This is a genomic window from Tissierella carlieri (assembly GCF_018917285.1).
Classification (GTDB): Bacteria; Bacillota; Clostridia; order Tissierellales; family Tissierellaceae; genus Tissierella; species Tissierella carlieri.
Window position 1 is genome coordinate 67,493 of the sequence record NZ_JAHLOH010000023.1, and the last position, 17,692, is coordinate 85,184.

The 17,692-nt window shown below is 32.7% G+C and carries 16 protein-coding genes; all 16 read right to left on the minus strand.

The window, feature by feature from the left end:
* Positions 1–14 precede the first annotated feature (14 nt).
* On the minus strand, positions 15–869 hold the full coding sequence (gene gatY, locus KQI38_RS06265; protein ID WP_094900966.1) for a tagatose-bisphosphate aldolase subunit GatY: 855 nt from the start codon (positions 867–869) through the stop codon (positions 15–17).
* 82 nt (positions 870–951) lie between these two features.
* Positions 952–1,944 (minus strand): BadF/BadG/BcrA/BcrD ATPase family protein, encoded by a 993-nt coding sequence (locus KQI38_RS06270; RefSeq protein WP_216557041.1) that lies wholly within the window; start codon positions 1,942–1,944, stop codon positions 952–954.
* 33 nt (positions 1,945–1,977) lie between these two features.
* Positions 1,978–3,225: a Gfo/Idh/MocA family protein gene (locus KQI38_RS06275; RefSeq protein ID WP_216557044.1), complete on the minus strand. Its 1,248-nt coding sequence runs from the start codon at positions 3,223–3,225 to the stop codon at positions 1,978–1,980.
* Positions 3,226–3,328: 103 nt separating this feature from the next.
* Positions 3,329–4,498 carry an SIS domain-containing protein gene (locus KQI38_RS06280; RefSeq protein ID WP_216557047.1) on the minus strand — a complete coding sequence of 390 codons (1,170 nt, stop codon included), beginning with the start codon at positions 4,496–4,498 and terminating at the stop codon, positions 3,329–3,331.
* 76 nt (positions 4,499–4,574) lie between these two features.
* Complete coding sequence (locus tag KQI38_RS06285; protein ID WP_216557051.1) at positions 4,575–5,303, minus strand: GntR family transcriptional regulator; 729 nt, start codon at positions 5,301–5,303, stop codon at positions 4,575–4,577.
* A 145-nt stretch (positions 5,304–5,448) separates the two neighbouring features.
* Complete coding sequence (locus KQI38_RS06290; RefSeq protein ID WP_246565642.1) at positions 5,449–6,354, minus strand: linear amide C-N hydrolase; 906 nt, start codon at positions 6,352–6,354, stop codon at positions 5,449–5,451.
* 135 nt (positions 6,355–6,489) lie between these two features.
* Complete coding sequence (locus KQI38_RS06295) at positions 6,490–7,893, minus strand: MATE family efflux transporter (protein ID WP_216557053.1); 1,404 nt, start codon at positions 7,891–7,893, stop codon at positions 6,490–6,492.
* Between the two features lie 262 nt (positions 7,894–8,155).
* The gene (locus KQI38_RS06300) at positions 8,156–9,253 is read right to left on the minus strand and encodes a YkvI family membrane protein (RefSeq protein WP_216557056.1); all 1,098 of its coding nucleotides are present in this window, start codon (positions 9,251–9,253) and stop codon (positions 8,156–8,158) included.
* Positions 9,254–9,355: 102 nt separating this feature from the next.
* Entirely contained in the window at positions 9,356–10,654 is a 1,299-nt protein-coding gene (grdB, locus tag KQI38_RS06310; protein ID WP_246565644.1) for a glycine reductase complex selenoprotein B, read from the minus strand.
* A gap of 24 nt (positions 10,655–10,678) precedes the next feature.
* Complete coding sequence (locus KQI38_RS06315) at positions 10,679–11,965, minus strand: glycine/sarcosine/betaine reductase component B subunit (protein ID WP_216557062.1); 1,287 nt, start codon at positions 11,963–11,965, stop codon at positions 10,679–10,681.
* Between the two features lie 30 nt (positions 11,966–11,995).
* Positions 11,996–12,379, minus strand: coding sequence for a GrdX family protein (locus KQI38_RS06320; RefSeq protein ID WP_216557065.1), 384 nt, complete (start codon positions 12,377–12,379; stop codon positions 11,996–11,998).
* 55 nt (positions 12,380–12,434) lie between these two features.
* Complete coding sequence (gene grdA / locus KQI38_RS06325; RefSeq protein WP_094900950.1) at positions 12,435–12,908, minus strand: glycine/sarcosine/betaine reductase complex selenoprotein A; 474 nt, start codon at positions 12,906–12,908, stop codon at positions 12,435–12,437.
* Between the two features lie 192 nt (positions 12,909–13,100).
* Positions 13,101–13,742 (minus strand): GntR family transcriptional regulator, encoded by a 642-nt coding sequence (locus tag KQI38_RS06335; protein ID WP_094900949.1) that lies wholly within the window; start codon positions 13,740–13,742, stop codon positions 13,101–13,103.
* 153 nt (positions 13,743–13,895) lie between these two features.
* Positions 13,896–14,906: an aldo/keto reductase gene (locus KQI38_RS22595; RefSeq protein ID WP_216557067.1), complete on the minus strand. Its 1,011-nt coding sequence runs from the start codon at positions 14,904–14,906 to the stop codon at positions 13,896–13,898.
* 12 nt (positions 14,907–14,918) lie between these two features.
* Positions 14,919–16,676, minus strand: a complete 1,758-nt coding sequence (gene pyk / locus KQI38_RS06345) for a pyruvate kinase (protein ID WP_216557070.1) — start codon at positions 16,674–16,676, stop codon at positions 14,919–14,921.
* A 47-nt stretch (positions 16,677–16,723) separates the two neighbouring features.
* On the minus strand, positions 16,724–17,683 hold the full coding sequence (pfkA, locus tag KQI38_RS06350; RefSeq protein ID WP_094900944.1) for a 6-phosphofructokinase: 960 nt from the start codon (positions 17,681–17,683) through the stop codon (positions 16,724–16,726).
* Between the last annotated feature and the right edge of the window lie 9 nt (positions 17,684–17,692).

The window sequence follows — 17,692 nt, forward strand, 5'->3', positions numbered from 1 at the left end:
CTCCTATCAACTACTTATACTCTATTTTCACTCCCACAAATCCTAATTTTATCCATAACTACCTTTTTTGCAGCACTTTTAGCGGGAGTTAAGTAATCTCGAGGATCGTTAGCAGTTGGATTTTGATTGAAATATCTCTTAATTTCTTCGGCAAAGGATATTTTAATTTCAGTAGCTATATTTACCTTGCATATACCATTTTTAACCACCTCAATTATATCTCCATCTCCTACTCCTGACGCTCCGTGAAGCACCAGGGGAATATCTATTATTTCATTAATTCTTTCTAGTCTATCAAAATCTAATTTAGGCTCTAACTTATATACTCCGTGGGCAGTACCTATAGCCACAGCTAGAGAATCTATAGCAGTCTTATCTGCAAATTCTAAAGCCATATTAGGATCTGTCAGCAAAGCATCTTTATCATCTATAATTCTATTATCCTCCTGTCCTCCAACTCTTCCTAATTCAGCCTCCACAGTAACCCTTTGCTTATGAGCGAATTCTACTATTCTTCTTGTAATATGAATATTTCTTTCAAAGCTTTCCATGGATGCATCTATCATAACAGATTTATATCCTGCATTGATGCATTTTTTTATGAAATCCTCATCTGAACAATGGTCTAAATGTAGTGCCACGGGAATATTCGTCTTTTTAGCCCCTGCTTTAAGTATTGACACCAGATATTCTAATCCGGCATAATTCACAGTTCCAGGAGTAGTCGCTATTATTACAGGTGATTTTAACTCCGTGGCTCCTTCTAATACAGCCTGTATAGTCTCTAAATTATGTATATTAAATGCTGGTACAGCATATTTATTTCTCTTTGCATCTAATAAAATTTCTTTAGTTGATATAATATCCATTGCTTCTTCCATCCTTTTAGTAAGATTAATGATCTATTTTTTTACTTTAATAATAATAAAATCATAAAATATCGATTATATATCAATATCTTATTTTCCATTTTATTTCTTCTTCCCTTAGAGCTTTAACAATTTTAAGATTATCTTCCCGTGTGAAAATTTTATAAGCATATAATGCAGCACCAGCTACAGGTGTTAATATTGGGTTTATCAATTCTATATTCATATTCAAGTTATCTAAATATGATTTTAATGGCTCTAATATATATATCCCTGAATTGAAAACTCCTCCTGAATAGGATACTAATACCTTTTCTTCTAATAAGAAATCCAGTTTTTCTATTAAAGCTTTAGTTGTAAGATAATGCTCATAGGCTGATTGGGAAAATACATCTATTGCAAATTTATCTCCTACCTCAGCGGCTTCATGTAGTATTATAGCTAGTTCTGCAATCTTGTCCCTTTTCATCTCATATGTAGTATAGATTAAATCTATTAAATCAAAATCATTTTTGATATTAAGTTTAGACTTAAATATATCATATAATTGTGTTTTTTCCAGTCTGCCATCAGCTTCCTTTGAGAATATCTCTATAGTCTTCTTTCCTAACCAATATGCAGAACCCTCATCACCGCAGAAATATCCCCATCCTCCAGCTCTATGCAATTTACCGTTTTTATTCATACCAAATCCTATTGCACCAGTACCCGCTACTATATTTATGCCTGGTTTACAGGCTAATGACCCTGCCCATGCTGCTACAGCGTCATTAGCACATTCAAAAGAATTCTGCTTAAAAATATCATTTATAATTAAATCCATTTTTTCTGCATCATCCAATATTTCTCCATAGCCCGGTATTCCTATAAAGGAATAATCAATTTGTGATATTGTAGTATCTGCTTTCCTACATACTTCATTTACACCGTCAATTATAATTTCCTTAAAGTTTTGTAAAGATGTCTGTTTATAATGACAAGTGGCCTTGGTAGTATGTCCCAAAATCTTTCCATTTTCATCTATAATTATAAACTCTGTTCTAGTTCCACCACCATCTATACCTAGAAATATCAAGAAAACTCCCCCTATCATTATAAATCTTGTCTATTAAAATTTGTTATAGTAATCTTTCATATCAACTACAGTTTTGTTTAATCTTGACTCCTCTGCTGCAAATGCCATTATATGACTCTCAACAGAAGCCTTAGCAGAGGTTAGAGCTTTACCTTTATTTGATTTAATCAATGATAGAAAATCCCCCATTATACCTGTATCTCCGCCACCATGACCTCCAGCTACTACTTGTGGGTTGATAACTCTTTTTTCATTAGATGCAAATAACTGTACTTCAATTTCGTTCATACTGTCATCACCACGAATTACACCTTTAGTACCCATTATTTTTATAGTTCTATGGACTTTATTTGTAAATGCTGATAAGTTAAAATTTACTGTGACTCCATTTTCAAATTCAAGTATAGTAGATTGATGATCCATAACATTATTGTCACATTCAAAAACACATCTGCCATAAGGGCCTTCCTCCAAAGCTTTATCAATTGATTCCACAGTTTGAGTCTCTGTAATTACAGTTGTAGGCCATCCTCCTATATTCTTATAATATAATTTTTTTGCTGAATAAGGACATTCATTTTCAATTTTACAGCTAAGGCATCTACTCCCAGCCTCTTTAGGTTTTCTTTCTGATTTAAAATAGCTCAACTCACCAAATGAAGTAATTCTTGTGCAATTGCTTCCCACTAACCACAATAAAATGTCTAAGTCATGGCAGGATTTTTGTAATATTAAGGGGCTGGATAGCTCCGAATTCCTCCAGTTTCCTCTTACAAAGCTATGAGCAAAATGCAAGTATCCAATATTTTCATTATGTTGAATAGTCATCATATCCCCTATTTCTCCTTCTTCTATAATTGCTTTTAAGGTAGAATAAAAGGGGGTATATCGCAGTACATGACATATCATAAATACTTTGTTATTTTCTTCTGCCAATCTTCCTAACTCAATACATTCTGCCGGATTATTAGACATAGGCTTTTCCAATAAAATATGATAACCCTTTCTTAATGCCTGTGATGCAGGCTGAAAATGAGTGTTATCAGGAGTTGCAATGATTACAGCATCACAAAATTTATCCTTTGTCAGCAGCTCTTCCCATGTTTTAAATTCATTCTCAGGAAGTATATTATGTTTCTCACAAAACTCCTTTCGTTTCAAATCATTAGGCTCTGCAACAGCTATGAATTCAATGTTTTGCGGATATTTCAACCCATAATTTCCATAAACATCCTTTCCACGTTGTCCAGCTCCTATTAAAGCAACTCTTATTCTATCCATATTGACCCTCCTCAAATATATTGCAATTAACAATTAAGGAAGCGATCTGCAGTCACTAAAAAGATCCCAAAGACTGATCCTAACAAATGTTAATTGTTAACTGTTAATTATATTCATAGATATTTACACCCTTAACAACTCTATTAACTAACCCACTTGGACTAGGGTTATCAGGTTCTATCTTTGTTTTGATTGAAACCTTCAGAGCCAGTACCTGAGCAAATAATGCATACAGCAATGCTGCAAACTCATCGTCATTAATATTATTTTTTTCCTTACTTAAATAAATATAATGATCTGATAATTCCTCAACCTCTTTTAGATAATTGTTTGAAATCGCAATGACTTTATGATCTCCTAAATCATGATATATTTCATTCAATAGATCTAAATCATATTTTCTTGAATATTCATCAAGTGATAAAAAGATAAATACTAAGGTCTTATCATTTAAAATTGATTTAGGACCATGTCTAAATCCTAAAATCGTTTCACTAAATGATGTTATTTGACCTCTAGTCAGCTCTAAAAGCTTCAGAGAACTTTCCTTCGATAAGCCATAAAAACTTCCAGACCCTAGATATACTACTCTTTCAAAATCATAATCTATTAATTTATTCAGCTTACTAAATTGATTTTTTAGAACATCATCACCTATTTCTACCATTTCCATGACCTGTTTCTTTTTTTCCTCGAAAGCTTTAATATTAAAAACCAATACCGCTGCAAGAGTCATACAAGAAAAACTACTAGTCATTGCAAATCCCTTATCATTAGATTCTTCAGGCATCATGAGCAGTAGTACATTTTCTTTATTCTGAGCTATTTCAGCTAATTTTCCATCTTTGTTACAGGTAATGAAAACATGGCTGACATCATCTATTAATTTATTAGCCAAATCATATACTGCAATACTTTCAGGACTATTTCCAGATCTTGCAAAGGAGACCAACAAGGTAGGAATATTCTTCTTGAAATAGGTCTCTGGATTAACTACGATATCAGTACTAGGTATTGATTCAAAAATATAAGTTTTGCCTTTATTTAATTGAGACGAAACAATATCACCTATATAAGCAGAAGTACCTGCCCCTGTAAAAATAACTCTAATATTTTCCTTAATTAAATTTTCGGTAATGAATTTATCAATCTTTTCTCTCTGAAACTCAACAATCTTTAATGTCTCTAACCAAAGTTCTGGCTGCCTAAATATCTCTGTAGCTGTACTAATTCCCTTTAATTCTTTCCAATCATGAACGCTAGATCCAAACATTTTATCACCCTCCTAATCTTTTTTAATAGTGGTATTGTAGTGTCATCATGTTGTCATTACCACTATTTTTAAAAATTTATTTTTCCAGCAATATAGAATATTTAAATTTATCTCCTCTTGCAATACTTCTTGTATATTCAACTACATCTTCATTATCATAGGTTGTCCTCTCTATCATCATACTAGGTAATCCAGAAGTATATTTAAGCAGTTCTGCTTCATCTATTCTAGTAAGAACCGATCGAAAGACCTCTTCTGCTGATGTGATGGATATGTTGTACATCTTTGCAAATATATCATACATAGGATTTCCTTCCAATAGTTCTTGAGTCAAACCTGAAAACTTAGTGTAAGGTACATAGCTGATTTCTAACATCATTGGCTCATTATCTGCAAGCCTAAGTCTAGTGAATACATATATTTTTTCACCAATATTTAGATTCATCTTTTTACTTAGCTTCTCACTGCAACTAATAATCTGGAAATCTAGAACCTTAGATGATGGTATTTTACCAGCTTTTTTCATCTCTTCTGTAAAACTATAAAACTTTAATAAATTTTGTTTAAACATCTTAGGTGAAACAAAAGTACCTTTACCATGAAGCTTGTAAATATAACCTTCTTTTTCTAACTCCTGAATAGCTTGTCTAACTGTAGAACGACTTATATCATAAATATCACATAGCTCTCTTTCAGATGGCAATTGATCATTTTCTCTAAGATTACCTTCTTCAATCATATTTATAATAATATCCATGAGCTGAAAATATAAAGGCATTTTATTTTGTTTATCTATAATTTTCATATATATTACCACCCTATTTACAATAGTGGTTCGTACCACTTAAATCTAGTCTATATTATTTTGTAAAAATTGTCAATTACATAAATTATATATTACAGATTTCCCAATCTTTGCTATTTTAACTTTTCTACGATAAAATCTGTATCTAAAAAAACGCTTGTCTTTTATCCTTATCTTCTATGTCTTCAAATCCTAACTGATAAACCGTTGGATTAGTGTTAGATTTTACAGTTAGTAGTTTATGTTTTGAATCATAGGAACAAATATATCTAGTATAAGTAGTATAATTATACTTTTCGTTTCTAACAAATCCATTTGGCATAGTCATTGCAGCCATTATATTATAAGAATATGAAAGTGCCTCTTTTGAACTATTGGACTTAACATTCATTTTAGTTAGATAAAATGCTTTAATAAACCTAGAAATAGGGTCATAACCTCCTGGCAAATTTTTAGCAGAGTTAAAATCTACAAGATTGTCTAAATCTAAAATTTGCTTCAGTCTTCTAACATGAAATTCAAAGCCTGGTGAATTGGTCATTACATCATATGGATTCTCATAATATATCAATTCCCCTTTTCTAGGTTCAATAATAATGCACCTTTTAGTAGAATCGGCAAACATAAAATGAAAATCTGGTGATATTACATTTTCCCCCATGTGATCTTTAGTAGACATATGAATATTTGGTAAATCCTCAATTAATTCCTCTACAGATTTGTAGTTTGTAAGGGCATATGTCAAGTAATTCAGACTAGAAATATTAATCTTTTCTGATTTACTTTGATTAGCATAAAGATTGAACCCTGAAAAAGCATTGGTAATTCCCATTAATCCATGCTCATTTATACCGTCTTTCAATGGATCTCGATTTTCAAAACATATACCTAATGTCTTATACTTTGAATACAAAGGCTTTCCCATTAAATCATTACAAAACTCATACCTTTTTGGCAAATAGATTATATTGTAATTTAAAGGAACTTCATAATCCATTGTCCTACCCATAACACAACCATCTTCATAATTTATTTTTATACCTGTACACATATTATCCCTCTTTTATTATAATGTAAGTGAACTATTTCTTCCTCTATATTAACACACAAATAAAAGAATTATTACAAAATTATCAATAACCTAATTACAAAAACGGAGAATTAATTCTCCGCTCTTATCATTATTTTATTCAACTATTCCAAGAGTTCCTTCACCTTGGCATTCATCATCTAATTTTATTACCCTTTTTTGCCATCCATTTCCTCTATATATCCAGTAACCATATAAGCAAACAATAAGGTTACTAAAGCTCATAGAGAACCATATACCTGAAGATCCCCAGTTTGTAAGATGTTTAAATATCAATATCATTGGAAGTCTCACAAACCAAAGTCTGCCTACTTCCATAGCCATGGAATATTTAGTATTTCCAGAACCTTGGAATAATCCTTGTAATACGCTAAATATTCCCATCAACGGCATAGATAATGATATATAAAATAAATATGTCAAACTTAGTTCTATAACAGAAGGATCATCCTTTGACTGCATAAAGAAATTGATAATAGGGTTATCAAATACTATTAACAGTATACATCCCACAGATCCTATGATGATAGTAAGTTTCAAAGCCTTGTGAAATGCTTCCTTTACTCTATCTATTTGATTTGCACCCATATTTTGCCCAACTATTGCAGTCAGTGCAGATCCTAATCCCATAGCTGGCTGCATTACTAATGAGGTTATTCTGTTAACCATAGCATATGCTGCTATAGTAGCTGTTCCATATGAACCAATAAATCCATTTAGTACTATAAATCCTAAGGATGCTCCTGATTGCCCAATTGTAGAAGGTAAACCTACTGTAACTATTTCTTTAATTATTTCTCCATTAAATTTAAATCCTCTAAAGTTTGGTCTAATCTTATTCTTCTCACTAAATAACATCATAAATCCAACTACAGCTAAAATGGCTCTAGATATTAATGTAGCCCATGCTGCTCCTGCTATACCCATATCAAAAGTAAAAATAAATATAGGGTCTAAGATTACATTTATAATTGCAGAAATACCACTAAGTACAGTAGGAGTTATTGTATCTCCTTGTGCATTCATCATTGAGTTGATATTAAAGAATAGAAACATAAAAGGCATATCTAGAAATGTAATTCTCAAGTAAATATTTCCTAGTTCAGCTAAATCACCAGTAGCACCCATTAATCTGATAATTGTTGGGCTTATGATATATCCCATAATTGTAAACACTATTGAGGCTAATAATGTAACTGCCATTAGTTGGGTAGAATATTCTTTTGCTTCTTTTATTTTATCTCCACCTATTAGCTGGGATAAAAGTGAAGTACCTGCTATAGATAAGCCAATTCCTAATGATATAAATAGGAAGTTTACTGGCCATACAAAAGCTGTGGCTGCAAAATGAACTGAAGATATCATGCTTACATATAATCCATCTACTAGATTGTATAATGTCTGGATAAGACTATTAATCATAATTGGTATAGAGAGTGTAATAAGTACTTTATATATACTTCCCTTTAATATCATTTCTGTTTTATTTTGTTTATTCATATTCTACCACCTTATTATATATTTCGGGTCACTAAACATAAATCTATTATATCATTTTATATGAAAAAGAGAAGTAGTAAAATTAAAATATGCAAAAATAATATAAGTTAGACGTCATCTGTCTAACTTATATTACCATGTGTCATAAAATTTTAAATACCCGAAACTTATAAAATATCTTGCTAAAATATTTTAAGAGGAAGGAGTCCTTATGGGGAAAGGATTTCCTTGTGAATCTATTGAGTACTCAAATTGAGTTTGCTCACTTAATTAATTGTTGTTTATCGGCTACCCTAACCCTTATGGTTTTCACTAACATGAATCCTAATAGGATAATACCTACATAGCCGTTTATTACATATATTATATTTACTAATCTATCAAACGGAACTTTTAAACCAATAAATACACCGATTGCAGCCAATACTACTGTTAGTATTCTAAATTTATTGGTCTTTTCTTCTGAAAATCTGGCAACAACTTGCCATAAAAGTGGAACTGCTGTTGTATATATACCAGCTACCACTATAAATGAAAATATTATAGCTAATGTTGAATTTATATTTCCAGCTAATATTAATGATGGTACCATTGAGCCAGCTAATTGTTCAATATTTGCAAGGATACCTAGAGTAATGATTGCCAATGCTACACTAAATCCTACAGCACCAAAGGTCACTCCAAGAACAGATTCTTTTCTGCTCTTACTAGATGCACCCATGGATGTCATAAATCCAGCCAGCCATAGCATACAAAACCCTACATACGAAGCCGCCGCATAAAACCAATTAGAGGATGCCTTCAATAAATTAAGCTGTGGTATTATTTCATTTGCTGAAGCTAATCCCTGTGGATTTTTTACTATAGCAGATATTCCTAGAATAATTGTTAGGAAAATTATAGCTGGTCCTATTTTCCCTATTACATCTACTATCTTTCCTAAGCCAAATATTACTGTTCCTGCTGCTAATATTCCCATCATTATTCCTCCAGCAAATGTTGGAAGTCCATATTGCTGATTTACAGTTGCACCTGCTCCTCCTATCATAACTATAAATGACATATATATAAAAGCAATAGAAAAATAATCATAAAAACTTCCAATTATATTCCCACAATAATATTTATATACATCACTTCCCTTAGGAAATTTATGTTTTTGGCCTACAGTTACAAAATCAATACCCACATAAAGGAATAATAAAAACACTACTACTACTCCTAATATTCCTAGATAACCATAGGAACTAAAATATTGTAGTACCTCCTGCCCTGTTGCAAATCCTGAGCCTATTAAAAATGCAATAAATGCGCCTGCGTACGTCATAACTCTTCCCCAGCTTATTTGCTGTTTTTCCATAATTACCATCTCCTATCATTGTTAATAGTAACTTACTTGGTTTATCTTAGGAAAAAGGGGCTAAATACAGCCCCTTTATTAATTTAATAATGGAAATTCTCATTAAAACTGAGTTACTTCAGTTATTTCTGTACTTAGTGCTTTTAGAGCCCTTTCAACCATTTTCTTTCTTAATTTGTATTCTTCTTCCTTTGGAAGATTTGGATTTCCAACTGGATAAGGAATTGCAATGGTTGGAACAATTCTGTTAGCTCCGACCGATTCAGAGATTGTAGTTATAGTAGACATATGAACTATTGGTATACCATATCTTTCGATTTCTTTTACCATTGTTGCACCGCAACGTGTACAGGTGCCTCAGGTTGATGTTAGTATAACTCCATCTACTCCTGCTTCTTTTAACTCTTTTCCTATTTCAGTACCAAATTTTATAGCATTTCCAACAGATGTTCCTGTACCTGTAGTAGTATAGAAATACTGAAACACATTACCTATAATGCCTTCTTTTTGATATTCTTTTAGCATATCAAGTGGTGCTACTCTATCTGGAATCTCATTAGCATATACAGGATCAAATCCACCATGAATTGTACAATATTCTCCAGTTAATGCATCTCTTCCACTTACATCATATTTGCCCCATTTTTGAGCACTAGCTGATTGAATTCTATCTGGATTACCGTGTGGAACCATACCGCCACTAGTTACTAGAGCAATTGTTGCCTTACTTAAATCTTTAATAGCTGATGCTGGTTCTACCTTATCAAATACTGGCATTGGTAATTCTGTTTCAAAAGGTTCACTATTTAAACGAGCTAGCAGCATCTCTACTGCTCTTTGAGAACCTCTTTTATCTGAGAAAACAGTAAGTCTCTTACCTTGGGAGATATATCCTTCTTCCTCTGGAAGACCTATTTCTTCATTTTTCATTAATTTAGTTGTTAATTTAGCCATTACAGGTAGTGCACTACGCATACCAGCAGCTGAATCTGTTACATTTACTACTAAAGCCTTAGATCTACACACATCTAGACCTGGATTTTCTATATACATACCTGTAACTACAGGAATTCCTAACTCATCTATTACAGCATTAGCAACTCCAGCACAAGCCATTCCATATCTCCCTGCATTGAAGGCCGGTCCTGCCACAACCATATCTGGATTTTGTTCTTTTATTACTTTCATTATATATTCTAATGCTTCTTCTTTATTTTCATTAAAGTAATTATCACCACAAATTAATGTTCCAATCACTTCTCCTTCTTCTCCAAGAAGACTATTAAATCCTAATGCTGGTCCAATATTTTCGTTCTTAAAAATTGGCGCCATTCCGGCCTTTTCTTCTCCACCTATTTGACCAAAGAATTGATTAACATAATATAATACTTTGAATTTCATATTTCCTCCTCCTTTCCAAGCTAATTAATATAATTTAACCGTACAGTTGTGATATCCAATTTCTGAAGTTGCTCCTATTACTGCATTTAACTCACATTTCAAACTTCCATCAGCCTCCAAACATCCTTCCCATCCTCCGGCTAAAGTTGCTATTGCCTTGTCACTTCCGATTACCTTATCTGCTGGTGGTAATGTAACTACATGGCTAACATTTCCTGTAGATACTACTGCTACTGCTTCTTTTGCTGTATCTGCTAATGGTTGGCTCATTCCATCCCAGCCTGAGCATTCATCAGTTATTAATACTGTCTTTATACCTGCATCTTCTAATCTCTTACAAATCATTAATAAGTCAGAGTCTGGATTACCATAGCCTTCTTCAGATATAATAACTCCATCTGCTCCTAAGCCCTTACATAATTTTGCTGTGTAATCACAGGTTCTAAATTTACCTTCAAGTGTAGTCAATTCTGGTGTAAGTATTACACCTAGGAAGTTTATAGTTTTTCCATGCTGTGCATATAAATCAAGGATTGCTGAATTATTTTGATGTTGATAAGTAGTTATCTTATCACATGCTGCAACACAGTTACCACTGATTACTGCTCCATCTAATTCCTCGTTTGGATGTAGAAGGGTTGGTAATATCAATTGACTATTCACACCATAGATATATCCATCATGTAATAATCCTTGAGAGATAAGCATTTCTACATAAGCTACCTTTGGTAGGTCTGAATATTTTTTGGATTCTTCAGCATGGCTTCCCATTTCATATACTAATACCTCATCTGGTTCTACATTTCTTCCAGCTTCTCCTACAAACTCAGCAGCTTTTAATCCTGCCAATCTAACAGTTGTTTCGTGAACATGTGGAGCTAATCCTTCCACAGGTATAATATCAACTACTAGGTTGAAAGTCTGTGAAAATGGAGTCCATTTTGCTCCTTCACCCCACATATCAATTACACCCTCTTGGAACCCTACAATATCACCAACTGTTACTATAGCTGCACCATAAAGTACATTTACTTTTCCATCACCTAATTGAGCCATTTTTGTAGATACTCCTGGGAAACCATTTCCATCTCCCTCGATTTTCACTCTAGGCTCAATAACGTCTTTTACTGGAATAATTCTTACCTTTTCTCCAGGTCTCGCCACATCAAGCTTAACATCTTTAATTCTGTCATCTTCTTTAAGCTTATTGATCAATTCCTCTTTGTTTACTGTTAGAACTCCATTTTTTACAGTTGTTTCATTTCCTAACTGGATGTCTTTAATATGGATTCTTCTAAGTTCAAGTTTCAAGGAAAGTCACCTCCATTTTATTTGTAATTTTTAATTATAAATCCTTTTAAATTCTTCTAATGATGACTTTAAAAGTTCACTGTCAATTAAAGCATAATCTTCACCATTTACCATATCTGGTTTCCTGATGTTCATATGTTTTTTATAGTTTTCTATGCTGTTTTCAATGGTTTCTATATAAATATCATTTACTTTTTGTGACTTCTCACCAATTATGATTGAACGATATGGAGAAAAAAACATTCTACTACTTGCTCCTAGAGGATGATTAATAAGTTCGAAACCTGTATGAACTAAATCTCTGACTTTAAATAACACATCTTCAAAGCTACCTTCAATAAAGATTACTTCTTCATAATTGTTTTTTACAGTCGGATTATTAGTCACAATTTGATAATTTATCTTACTTATCATAAGTTTCCCTCCTCCCATATCATCATAGAAATCTTATTGTTTTCTAGATCCATTGTTAAAATTTTGTAAATTCATCTCTCATAGCTTTAACTTCTTCAATAATTGAATCAACATCCAGAACCATTTCCATCATACCAATTTGCTCATCATATACATCAGCATTTACTGATTCTTTGAACTCTGGCTCTACTGCATGATACACTTTAAGTCCCAACGGAACTCCTGCTAATGGACCTGCAAAAGTTGGGTCTCCTGCCGTAACCGTTTCAGCTGCTAATCCTGCTGATTCAGCTTCTGCACCACCAATTAATACGATCATGTTTTCTGCACCGTATTTTTCAGTTAAATCTTTAACCCTTTTTTGATTCTCTAAGTCCATTGCACCTGCAGCCGTTCAGACAAAACATTCTGTTGCTGAAAATACTACTTCTGCTGGAGTGGTCTTTATACATTCTTCCATAGCTGGTCCTGGTATACCATCTCTGTCTCCAATAATGATAACTTTTGAGTTTTCATTAAAAATTGACATTTTTTCCACTTCCTTTCTTTGTTAATTCAGTTTGTTAAATGTTTTTCATTTGTTTCTTAAATACATTCTATATGTTTTTGCTTTGTATTTCAAGTGTATTTTAATAAAATTATTAAGAAAGTTTCAAAAAACATCAAAAGCCCTAATTTCAGATGACTCAAATCATCTAAAATTAGGGCTTTTAAAAATTTTTTATAACATTTCTTTTTTTATCTTGAGAACAAATTCATCTATATGCTCTCTTGCATATTTTTCTGCTTTGTCGGAATCCTTCTCCTTTATTCCCTCCAATACCTTTCCTAAAGTATGACTAAAGAGATCAATACTATCAAAATACTGCTCACAATAATGCCATAATCTTTCTGTATGATAATGCAAGGATGTTAATATGTCCTGTAACCATGGGTTTCCACAGGATGAGAATATAATATTATGAAATCGCTCATCATCATTAATAGCATTTTGGTAATCTTTGCTTATATCATAATTCTTGAGCCTAGATATTATTTCTTCCAACTCAATAAGTTTGTCATCACTTATTCTTTCAACAGCAAGTCTAGCTGCAAATGGATCTAACTCCCTTGTAACTTCAAAGATATATTTCATCTGCTTAAAATCAATAGGAGTAACTTGAGCACCGAATCTAGGAACAATATTTAGAAGTTTATCTCCATGTAATAGCTGAAATACCCTTCTAATAGGTGTTCTGCTAATATTAAATTCCTCCGCTACATCTACCTCATTTAAAACTTGACCTGGTTCATACTCAAGATGTATAATTCTATTTTTTAATATTTCATATATATTATCTGTGTCTAATTTACTATCACTCATAGTCATACTCCTTACTTAAAGTTATTATTAAGTATTATTATATTTGTTATAGACAAAATAAGCAAATAAAAAAAATTAATAACTAAAAAGAGGGCTATTTGCCCTCTTTTTAGTTATTCCTTAAGTCATACTATAGCAATAAGCATACTGTACCTATCCTAACTTCTTCACTACATTTTTAAGCATCTTTCTTATTGGAAGATTATAAGGACATCTACCTTCACAAAGCCCACACTCTACACAATGTACTGCTCTTCTTTCCATTGCATCATATCTTGACTTCGCCCATTCTTTCAAATTATATCTAGTATAATAGCCTTCCATTAAAAATTGTACTGGTATATCTATATTTTGAGGGCAAGGTAAACAATATCCACATCTCCTACAAAACTGAGAACCTAATGAATTTGCTTCTTCAAATAATTTTTTCTCTTCTTCATCTGTTAATTTCCTTTTATCAATACCTACTAGTGCATTAGAGCTTACTTGTTCTAATGTATCCATTCCAGGAATAGCAACAGATATATTAGGATTGTCCGCTATAAATCTAAGGGACAATTCTCCATTGGTAATGGCACCTCCTGCCAATGGTTTCATAACTATTACTCCAATATTCATTTCCTTAGCTTTTTTAAATACTTCCTCTGCCTGGCGTTCAACAGGATTATATGGACATTGTATAGTTGCAAATTCTCCTGTATCTATAGCCTTATCTAAAATTTCTGGACTATGAGATGTTATACCTATCTCTTTTATTATGCCCTTTTCCTTTGCTTCTTTTAGAGCCTTAAGGGCTCCATTTTCACTCAAAATAAAATCTAATTCTTCAAGACTCCTAACATTATGAAACTGATATAAATCTATATAATTAGTTCTAAGATCTTTTAAACTAATACTTAATTCTTGAAGCATTCCATCATAATCTCTTTTCATGGACTTTGTAGCTAGGACAAATTTATCTCTACCCACTTTTTCTAATGCTTCACCTATTAAACTTTCAGATTCATTATATCCCCTTGCGGTATCTATAAAGTTTATACCTCTATTGCATGATTCTTCAATAAGCTTAACTGCCATTTCATTGTCTACTCTTTGTATTGGAATTCCTCCGAATCCAATTACAGATACTTCAAGATTAGTTCTTCCTAGTATTCTTCTTTCCACTACGGTACCTCCTTATAGAACCCTTGCTTCACCTTTGTATATAAGACCTGTTGTACTGTCTACTGTAACTATTTCCCCATCCTCTAATATAGTTGTGGCATCCTGTGCACCTACTATAGTTGGTTTATTGAGATTCAATCCTACAATAGCAGCATGAGATGTAAGTCCTCCTTGTTCTGTTATAATAGCTGAAGCCTTTTCCATAAATTTCACCATTTCTCTATCAGTATCTTTACTAACTATAACATCCCCATCTCTAAATTTTTTCATCAATTCTTCCCCATTATTTGCAATACAAACTCTACCTAATGTGGAATCTTTACCAATTCCCATTCCCTTCAATAGTACCTTACCTATGGTGTGTACCTTTATAAGATTAGTAGATCCAGAAGTACCTACAGGAATTCCTGCTGTTATAACAACTAAATCTCCTTCTTTTATATATCCTTTATCTACTGCTGATTGAATAGATAATTCTATTACATCATCTGTGGAATTGCTATAAGGTGATAGCACTGGGTAAACACCCCATACTAAAGATAATCTCCTCATAACAGATTCTGTGGTTGTTGCAGCTATTATAGGTGATTTTGGTCTAAATTTAGATATAGCTTTAGATGTATAACCTGATGACGTTGCTGTAATTATGGCAGATGCGCCTAAATCCATAGCTGTAGTACAGGTAGCCTTTCCTATAGCATTAGTTGTAGACACTTCCGTTATAGCAACCTTGGATTTTAATATCTCACCATAATCTAATGACTCCTCAGTTCTTATGGCAATATTGTACATGGTCTTTACTGATTCAATAGGGTATTTGCCAGCTGCTGTTTCTCCAGATAACATAATAGCACTACTTCCATCAAGAATAGCATTTGCAACATCTGTTACTTCAGCCCTTGTAGGTCTTGGATTTCTCATCATGGAATCTAACATTTGAGTAGCCGTAATTACAGGTTTTCCTACTAGATTCGATTTCTTAATCAGTTCTTTTTGTACAAGAGGCATCTCTTCTGTTTGTATCTCTACACCCAAATCACCCCTAGCCACCATTATTCCATCAGATGCAGCAAGTATTTCATCAATATTATCTACACCTTCTTGGTTCTCTATCTTTGAAATTATTTCTATAAAATCCGCATTATTCTCTTCTAATATCTTTCTTATTTCTATAACATCAGATGCCTTTCTAACAAAGGAAGCAGCAATGAAATCAATTCCATTTTCAATACCAAATAATATATCATCTATATCCTTTTTAGTAATTGCCGGTAAATTGATTTTCACATTAGGTACATTTACACCTTTATGATTCTTTAATGTACCATTATTTAATGCTATACATTTTATATCCGTACCATCTATTATCTCTAATACTTTCAGTTCCACTAATCCATCATCTATTAAAATTCTGCTTTCTTTCTCGATATCATTAGGCAGTCCTACATAAGAAACAGACACAATACTTTTATCTCCTACTATATCTCTAGTAGTTAAAGTAAATATGTCTCCTTCTTCTATTTCTATAGTCCCTTCCTTAAAATCTCCTAGTCTTATTTCTGGTCCCTTTGTATCTAGCATGATCCCTATAGGCATATTCAGTTCTTCTCTAACTTTTTTTATGTTATCTATTCTTCTTTTATGTTCTTCGTGGCTCCCATGGGAAAAGTTAAGTCTACATACATTTAACCCATTTACAAATAACTCTTTAAGAACATTTTCAGACTCTGATGCTGGCCCTATAGTGCATACTATCTTTGTTTTTTTCATCTATTCTTCCTCCCTTAACCTAGTCTTTTATGTTTTAGTTTTAAATATTATATGGATAATATCTTTGCAGTATTATACATTTCAGTGTCAAATTCTTTCTTTATTTCCAAGGCCTCATTAATATCTATATCTATTATCTGATTACATTTGATACCCAACGCTCTCCCTGTTTTTCCTTCCTTTAGCAAATCTATTGCCTTAATCCCCATTTTACTAGCTACAATCCTATCATAGGAGGTAGGACTTCCACCTCTTTGAATATATCCTAGAATTGTAACTCGAGTATCTATTCCTGTTTTCTCTTCAATGGACTTAGATACATCATAGGCATTACCTACTCCTTCTGCTAGGACAATTATATGATGTAATTTCCCTCTATTTTTACCTTGAATTGCCTTTTTGCATACTTCATCTATATTAAACTCTACCTCTGGTACTATTATACTTTCAGCCCCACCTGCAAGACCTGCATATAATGCAATATCACCACAGTGTCTGCCCATTACTTCAATAACATTAGCTCTTCCATGGGATGTAGAGGTATCTCTAATTTTAGATATGGCATCTACTACAGTTTCTACAGCTGTAAAAAAGCCAATGGTGAAATCTGAAAATCCACAATCATTATCAATCGTACACGGTATACCAATAGTTGGTATACCTGCATTTGATAGTTCTTTAGCACCTTTAAGAGTTCCATCTCCACCTAATACTACCAGTCCATCTATACCAAATACTTTCAACACATTTAATGCCTTTTTAAAGCCTTCCTTAGTCTTAAATTCATCAGACCTAGCAGATCTAAGCATAGTTCCACCCCTATGTATTATATCTGCAACAGATGAGAGATTCATGTCATCTATATCACCATTTATCAAACCACTATATCCTTGTCTTATTCCCATCACTCTGAAATCATTAAATATTCCTGCTCTAACTACAGCTCTTATAGCAGCATTCATACCTGGGGCATCTCCGCCACTAGTTAATACTCCTATAGTCTTCATAAAATTCCC

What these genes read in the sequence shown, in the direction of transcription:
- gatY (WP_094900966.1), bottom strand. Translation starts at nt 869, where the DNA reads ATGGATATTATATCAACTAAAGAAATTTTATTAGATGCAAAGAGAAAT.
- KQI38_RS06275 (WP_216557044.1), bottom strand. Translation starts at nt 3,225, where the DNA reads ATGGATAGAATAAGAGTTGCTTTAATAGGAGCTGGACAACGTGGAAAG.
- KQI38_RS06280 (WP_216557047.1), bottom strand. Translation starts at nt 4,498, where the DNA reads ATGTTTGGATCTAGCGTTCATGATTGGAAAGAATTAAAGGGAATTAGT.
- KQI38_RS06285 (WP_216557051.1), bottom strand. Translation starts at nt 5,303, where the DNA reads ATGAAAATTATAGATAAACAAAATAAAATGCCTTTATATTTTCAGCTC.
- KQI38_RS06290 (WP_246565642.1), bottom strand. Translation starts at nt 6,354, where the DNA reads ATGTGTACAGGTATAAAAATAAATTATGAAGATGGTTGTGTTATGGGT.
- KQI38_RS06295 (WP_216557053.1), bottom strand. Translation starts at nt 7,893, where the DNA reads ATGAATAAACAAAATAAAACAGAAATGATATTAAAGGGAAGTATATAT.
- KQI38_RS06300 (WP_216557056.1), bottom strand. Translation starts at nt 9,253, where the DNA reads ATGGAAAAACAGCAAATAAGCTGGGGAAGAGTTATGACGTACGCAGGC.
- KQI38_RS06320 (WP_216557065.1), bottom strand. Translation starts at nt 12,379, where the DNA reads ATGATAAGTAAGATAAATTATCAAATTGTGACTAATAATCCGACTGTA.
- KQI38_RS06335 (WP_094900949.1), bottom strand. Translation starts at nt 13,742, where the DNA reads ATGAGTGATAGTAAATTAGACACAGATAATATATATGAAATATTAAAA.
- pyk (WP_216557070.1), bottom strand. Translation starts at nt 16,676, where the DNA reads ATGAAAAAAACAAAGATAGTATGCACTATAGGGCCAGCATCAGAGTCT.
- pfkA (WP_094900944.1), bottom strand. Translation starts at nt 17,683, where the DNA reads ATGAAGACTATAGGAGTATTAACTAGTGGCGGAGATGCCCCAGGTATG.